This is a genomic window from Pseudarthrobacter sp. HLT1-3, from assembly GCF_059383535.1.
Genome location: NZ_JBWZCJ010000062.1, coordinates 1 through 1,984, shown reverse-complemented (window position 1 = coordinate 1,984; position 1,984 = coordinate 1). Strand labels below are relative to the sequence as shown.

The 1,984-nt window shown below is 66.3% G+C and carries 1 protein-coding gene; it reads left to right on the top strand.

From position 1 onward, the window contains the following. The first annotated feature begins 413 nt into the window (after nt 1–413). The gene (locus tag AC50X9_RS21195; RefSeq protein WP_494897059.1) at nt 414–1,772 is read left to right on the top strand and encodes an IS110 family RNA-guided transposase; all 1,359 of its coding nucleotides are present in this window, start codon (nt 414–416) and stop codon (nt 1,770–1,772) included. Nucleotides 1,773–1,984 lie beyond the last annotated feature (212 nt).

Here is a 1,984-nt window from a genome sequence, read left to right as displayed (position 1 = left end):
GGCTTGTATCTCTTAAGTACCCCCTGTTGAGGTGGGTGGTCGTCGTTTACGGTGGCCTTGGGAGGGGCCGGGGTGGTTCCGGTTTTCGGCTGGGCGTCATGGCCCGTGAAAGAGATCGACGCCCCCGGCCTGTCTTCCAAGCAGACCCGATTGAGGGAATTGGTGGCCGGAGAAGAACGGTGCGCAGCGCCGGTTTCGTCTCCGGGCAGGCACCGGATGACTTACAAGCGCGGGAGCCGTATCCGACGCTTCCTCAGCAGTTGCGGGCGTGTGAGGGAGGTCGCCGCCGGCGCTCAGATTAACGCATGACGGTTCTCCCAAAGGTGGGATGCCCGGCCTGGTGACTCGGCTGGTGGACCGGCAACGACGGGTTGTCCCATCGCACGTATTCGATGCGAAAAGGGAGAACCATCATGCAGGATCAGGATAAGCCCGCAGGACTCGTGCGGGCAGTGGCAGGTATCGACGCGGCCATCACGGCCCGCCACCATATCGCCGTCCGGGAGTTTTTCGACGACGGAACGGAGCATCTGAGCCGTTTCACCGTTGACCCGACACTGGCCGGGATGGAGAGGCTCTCCCAGCGGTTGGCCGCAGTTCGTGCGCCCCTGACGGCGGTCGTGGAACCGACATCGATGACCTGGTTGGCGCTGGCACTGGCAGTCGAACGGGCCGGCGGGCAGATGGAAATGATCGGCGCCCGGCACTCCGCACGGCTGCGCGGGGCCATCATGGGCAAGAACAAGTCAGACGTCATCGACTCCGAAGTGCTCACCCACGCCGGGGAGATCTTCGACCCGCCACCGCTGGTCCTGGCATCTCCGGGACAGTTGGCGCTGCGACGTGCCGTGGTCCGCCGGGCCGGTGCCGTCATTGACGGCAACCGGTACTGGCGGCGGCTGCTGTCACTGGCACGGTGGGCCTTTCCCGATGTGTGGACCGCGTTCGCCGGATCGGAGTCAACAGCCCTTGCCGTGCTGGGTCGCTGGCCGGACCTGCGTTCCCTGGCGGCGGCCCGGGCGGCAACCCTGACCGGTGTGGTCGCCCAGCACACCCGCGATGTCTCCGACACACCTGCCCGTGCCGCCGCGATCAAGGCCTCGGCCCGCGGATGGGCAGACTTCTGGGACGGGCACCTGGACCTGGACGCGCTGGCCGTCGACGTCACCGAACACCTGACCGACCTGCAGGAGTCCCGGGCCAGGGTCGAGCGCTTCACGTCCCATGCGCGCCAGTGGTGGGAGCAGCTCTACGGCGATGACCCGCTGATCCTCTCGCTGCCGGGTGTCGGTCCGGCGACTGGTCCGTGCATCCGCGCCTACTTCGGCGACGGATCCGGATTCGACAGCGCCAAGAAGGCCGCCAACTATGTCGGCATCACTCCCTCGAACTGGTCCTCCGGGATGATGAACCAGCCCCGCCGGGCCATCAGCAAGGAAGGACCGGCACCGCTGCGCTTGGCCTTCTATCAGGCCGGCAGCGTCGCCCGGACCACGGACCCGCAGCTGGCTGCGTTCTACCACCGGCTCATGACCGAACACGGCCACTGCCACACCCAGGCCACCATCGCCGTCGCCAGGAAACTGGCCGAAAGGACCTGGAAGACCCTCATCACCGGGCAGATGTATGAGCTGCGTGACCTCGAGGGGCAGCCGGTCACCAAACGGGCCGCGAAGGAGCTCATCGCCTCCCGCTATACCGTCACTCCCAAACAGCGCACCCAGTCCCGGTCCCACACCGTCGAAGCGAAACGGGCACGCCTGACACGGTAGCCAGCACCACCACCGATACCGTTTGGCAAGCGGCCTCAGGCCACAGGCGCTCTCCCGGCCACCACCAGCCCCGGGCGTCAACAGCCCCCGGCGATCGTCATTCCCGGATGGATAGCACCCACCGCCACCGGCAGAACACAGGTGACGGTGCACTCAACCCTGCCTGTCGTCCAGAGCCAAAAAAGGCTTGACAAGCGTTAGGGAATCTCTTC